Below are 4706 nucleotides of genomic sequence, written 5' to 3' on the forward strand. Positions count from 1 at the left end.
CGTTCGCTGCGAGATCGACAGCAGCGCGCAAGACTGCGAGAGCGCGTCGCGCGGATGTCGATCTCGATGCGCGTTACTGCCGCGGCCGCGGCTGGCACCGCGGGCAGTAGAACGACGAGCGGCCCATGAACTTCTCCCGGCGCATCACCGCGCCGCAGCGCCGGCAGGCCCGGCCCTCGCGGCCGTAGGCATCCAGCGATCGATCGAAGTAGCCGGACTCGCCGTTGACGTTGACATACAGCGAGTCAAACGACGTTCCGCCCTGCGCGAGGGCCTCACGCATCACCTGGTCAGCGGCATCCAGCACAGCGCCCAGCTGACGGCGAGTCAGCGTGGACGCCACCCGGGCCCCGTTCACCTTGGCCCGCCACAGCGCCTCGTCAGCGTAAATGTTGCCGATCCCCGACACCACCTGCTGATCAAGCAGCTGGCGTTTGATTTCAGAATGCTTGCGCCGCAACACTTTTATCACGGCATCCGGATCAAACCCCGGGTCAAGCGGATCGCGCGCCAGGTGTGCGATCGGGGCCGGCACCACACTACCGTCCACGGTCACCAGGTCGGCGAGCAGCCAGCCGCCGAACGTGCGCTGGTCGGCGAAGCTCAGCATGGTCCCGTCATCGAGCAACGCGGAGATCCGCACATGGTCAGCGCGCGGAACTTCCCCGAGCAACATCTGCCCGCTCATGCCCAGGTGCACGACGAGCGCGCCGTCGGGCGGATCGCTGTTGAGCGTCATCCACAGATACTTGCCGCGACGATCGGTTCCGGTGATGCGCGCGCCGAGCAGCCGGGCGGTCAGGTCGGCCGGACCGGCCTCGTGGCGTCGTACCGCACGGGGGTGATGAACCCGGACCGCGGTCATCGTCTTGCCCACCACATGAGCCGCTAAGCCACGCCGCACCACCTCGACCTCAGGTAGCTCGGGCATCTAGAGGGAAGTATTTCCAGCCGTGTCCAGCACTTCCCGTACCTCTAGTGCCTTATATGCCGCCGACGCGGCTTTCTGCTCGGCTTCCTTTTTGGAGCGCCCCACGCCCGACCCGTACTCGGTGTCCATGACGACAACCATCGCGGTGAACTCTTTGTCGTGGTCTGGACCGGTTGAGCTGATCAGGTAGGACGGCACACCCAGGCCGCGCGAGGCGGTCAGCTCCTGCAGGCTGGTCTTCCAATCCAGCCCCGCGCCCAGCGTGGGCGCTGCGTCCAGCAATGGTCCGAACAACGTCAGGATCACGTCGCGCGCCACCTCGATACCGTGTCGCAGGTAGATCGCTCCCAACAGCGATTCCATGCCATCGGCCAGGATGCTGGACTTGTCGGCTCCGCCGGTGTTGGCCTCGCCGCGGCCCAGCAGCATGTGGACGCCCAGACCGCTTTCCGACAGGTTGCGGGCAACATCGGCCAGCGCTTGGGTGTTGACGACGCTGGCCCGCAGTTTGGCCAGGTCGCCCTCGGAACGGTCCGGGTGGCGGTGATAGAGCTCGTCGGTGATTGTCAATCCCAGCACGGCGTCGCCGAGAAACTCCAACCGCTCGTTGGTCGGCAGCCCCCCGTTCTCGTAGGCGTAGCTGCGGTGCGTCAATGCCAGCAACAGCAGCTCGTCGGGCAGGTCGACACCGAGCGCGTCAAGCAGAGCCTGTTGTGACGCGGTCAACGCTCACCTCGATCTACGGTGTCAGGCCGCTCCGGCTTGAACTTTTCGGCTAGCTTGGCCCATCTGGGGTCGATCTGATCATGATGATGGTCGGGGTCGGTGTCTAGAGCCACACCGCATTGTGGGCATAGCCCGGGGCAGTCGGGCCGGCACAACGGGGAAAACGGCAATGCCAGCCCCACAGCGTCGATGATCGGCTGCTCGAGGTCGATAGTCTCGTCCACGACGTGGCCGACCTCGTCCTGCTGAGTGGTCGCCTCGGTCGTGCTGCCGGGATAGGCGAACAGTTCGGTCAGGTCAACCTGCACTCGCCCGCTGATCGGGGTCAAGCAGCGGGAGCACTCCCCGCTCGTGGGGGCGGCGACCGTCCCAGTCACCAACGCTCCCTCGGAGACCGACTCCACTCTCACGTTGAGGTCCAGTGGGGCACCTCGCTCGATCGCGATCAACTCCAGGCCGATGCGCCAGGGGCTGTCCACGGTCTCGCGCACCGTGAACATGGCGCCGGGACGCCGCCCGAGCCGTGCGATGTCGATCGCCATCGGCGCCGTCAGATGTCTGCGTGTTGTCTGGCCGTGCTGCCTCGCCATAGCGGAAATCCTACGGCGCGCGCTAAGCCACCCGGGTCCACGCTGCGGGCCGGGCGAGATTGCGGCTGGTGACTAACGAACCGCGTAGTCGTGGGTGCCGGCCGCGGTACGCAGCTGATGACGGCCCCGACCGACGGAACGAAGCGTGCCGTTGAGCATTTCTTCGAACTCGGCGAGCTTGGTGTCCACGTAGACGTCGCATTCGCCCCGCAGCCGGTCGGATTCGGCGTGCGCCGTGTCGATCAGCCGGGTCGCTTCCGCATTCGCCGCCTGTACCACCTCGTTTTGCGACACCAGGCGCTGCTGCTCTTTGATTCCCTCTTGCACCGCCTTCTCGTAGGAGATGTTGCCGCTTTCGATCAGCCGATCGCATTCGGACGTAGCCCGGCTGATGCTGGCCTCGTATTCCCGCTTCGCTGCGGCGGCAATACGCATGGCCTCCTCGCGGGCATCCCCGACCAACCGCTCACTGTGCTGGCGCGCCTCGCTGACCATGCGGTCGGCCTGGGCTTTGGCGTCCGACAGCAGCCGGTCGGCCTCGGCGCGGGCGTGGTTCAACATCGATTCCGCCTCAGTGGTCGCCGAGGACACCATCGAGTCGGCATGTGCCTTGGCGTCATGCAGCATCGAATCACGTGCGTCGAGCACATCTTGCGCGTCGTCCAGTTCGCCGGGAATCGCATCCTTGATGTCGTCGATCAGCTCCAACACGTCACCGCGAGGCACCACGCAGCCCGCCGTCATCGGCACACCACGGGCTTCTTCGACTATTGCGCTCAATTCGTCGAGCGCTTCAAAGACTCGGTACACGGCCAAACCCTCCTGGCATCCCTGGCACTAATGTTGTTACCAGTGTGCCTGCTGTTATCTCTGTGACAACGGTGGCAAGCCCGGTGTGTCGGCGTATTTCCCGCCTTCCCCGGCCGATGCTTGAGCGGTCCATCTGCGCTGGACGCCGACAACGGTTCGGCACCGGTCCGCCGCCGCCGAGCCCGCGACGTCTGTCACGGTATCGTGGCGCCGTGCATGTCCGCCCGAACAACGGTAGAAGCGACCAGAAGCCAACCTCACCCACGCTGTATATCTTCCCGCACGCCGGTGGAACCGCGAAAGACTATGTGGCGTTCTCCAGAGAGTTTTCCGGCGACATCAAGCGAATAGCGGTGCAGTATCCCGGACAAAGCGAGCGGTCCGGCCTGCCGCCGCTAGAAAGCATTCCCGGCCTGGCCGACGAGATCTTCGCGATGATGAAACCGGCAGCCCAAGCCAGCAACCCGGTCGTTTTCTTCGGCCACAGCATGGGCGGCATGCTAGCCTTCGAAGTAGCACTCAGATTCCAATCGGCAGGCCATCGAGTTCTCGCTTTGTTCGTCTCCGCATCATCGGCGCCGGGTCATGTCAAATACAAGCAACTCAAGGGCTATTCGGACAACGAGATGCTGGATTTGGTCGCCCGAATGACTGGTACGAATCCGGACTTCTTTGCAGATGAAGAGTTCCGGGTGGGTGTGCTACCGACATTGCGAGCCGTACGCGCCATAGCCGGCTATTCCTGCCCGGCGGAAACAAAACTGTCTTGCCCAATTTATGCATACCTCGGAGACAAAGATTGGATAGTGACACGAGAAGACATGGACCCGTGGCGGGACCGAACGACCGGAGAATTCGCGATCCGGGTCTTTACCGGAGATCATTTCTTCCTTAACAGCAATTTGCCAGAACTTGTCGGTGATATAGAAGACAAAACGCTCTATCGGCTTGATCGGGCTTAACTATCCGAATGTCCCAGCCAGCCGAAATTTCGCTTTCCGCTGCGCCGAGCGCACAGCAGCCCGAGTTCGCTACGCATTGACCCGAAGCCCATCGGCTAGCCCGCTCCAGATGGCGGCCCCGGGAACCCGCTCCGGCAAGCCCCGATCGGTCGATCGCGGGCGCCGCTCCCGCGGCCGCGCAGCGCGCTGTGAGCCTCATCACAACGGGACGCCGGTGCCAAACCGCTGGCACGGTCGTGCCAGAATCAACTGTCAATTGCCTGGGACTAGTCATCTGTCACTCATGTATCAAATGTCACACAAACCACAGCAATTCACAGCTAATTCCCTGGTAGGGACACTTGCGCAGGTCAACCCGCCGCATTAGTGGACAGGCCAGTGGCGCACGCTGTGGGAAGCGTGTGGATTTCCCGAATCTTGCCCACACCCGCCGTGAGAGATGATTACCTTACGTACAGTAGTTAACCAAGGATTAATTATCGGGGGAACGGGGTCAGTCTAGGGGCGGTCAGCTGACGCGCGCGGGCGTGCTTCGATGAGAAAGCTGCGTCATCGTCAGGGTGGACAAGCGCGCCCAGAGGGGCGGGTTTCTCAGCCCTCAGAAATCCGCACCAGGCAATTGACAGCCGATTCACAGGATGTGACGCACACAATACGTTGTAGATGAGTTGATGGGAGTGTAATGCG

General features: G+C 63.1%; 5 protein-coding genes. 1 reads left to right on the top strand and 4 read right to left on the bottom strand.

Annotated elements, in window-relative coordinates; all coding sequences use genetic code 11:
* Window positions 1-73: 73 nt before the first annotated feature.
* From mutM to sepIVA, 4 genes are all read right to left on the bottom strand, one after another.
* Complete coding sequence (gene mutM / locus F0Q45_RS03035; RefSeq protein ID WP_149652498.1) at window positions 74-931, bottom strand: DNA-formamidopyrimidine glycosylase; 858 nt, start codon at window positions 929-931, stop codon at window positions 74-76.
* Window positions 932-1657: a ribonuclease III gene (rnc, locus tag F0Q45_RS03040; protein WP_149652500.1), complete on the bottom strand. Its 726-nt coding sequence runs from the start codon at window positions 1655-1657 to the stop codon at window positions 932-934.
* Window positions 1654-2247, bottom strand: a complete 594-nt coding sequence (locus tag F0Q45_RS03045) for a YceD family protein (protein WP_149652501.1) — start codon at window positions 2245-2247, stop codon at window positions 1654-1656. The genes rnc and F0Q45_RS03045 overlap by 4 nt, the downstream gene beginning before the upstream one ends.
* A 72-nt stretch (window positions 2248-2319) precedes the next feature.
* Window positions 2320-3057 (bottom strand): cell division protein SepIVA, encoded by a 738-nt coding sequence (gene sepIVA, locus F0Q45_RS03050; RefSeq protein WP_149652502.1) that lies wholly within the window; start codon window positions 3055-3057, stop codon window positions 2320-2322.
* A gap of 191 nt (window positions 3058-3248) precedes the next feature.
* Here sepIVA and F0Q45_RS03055 point away from each other — a divergent pair, with 191 nt between their 5' ends.
* Window positions 3249-4019: a thioesterase II family protein gene (locus F0Q45_RS03055; RefSeq protein ID WP_262490847.1), complete on the top strand. Its 771-nt coding sequence runs from the start codon at window positions 3249-3251 to the stop codon at window positions 4017-4019.
* Window positions 4020-4706 lie beyond the last annotated feature (687 nt).

Origin of the sequence: Mycobacterium simiae (assembly GCF_008370645.1) — a bacterium.
Classification (GTDB): domain Bacteria; phylum Actinomycetota; class Actinomycetes; order Mycobacteriales; family Mycobacteriaceae; genus Mycobacterium; species Mycobacterium simiae_A.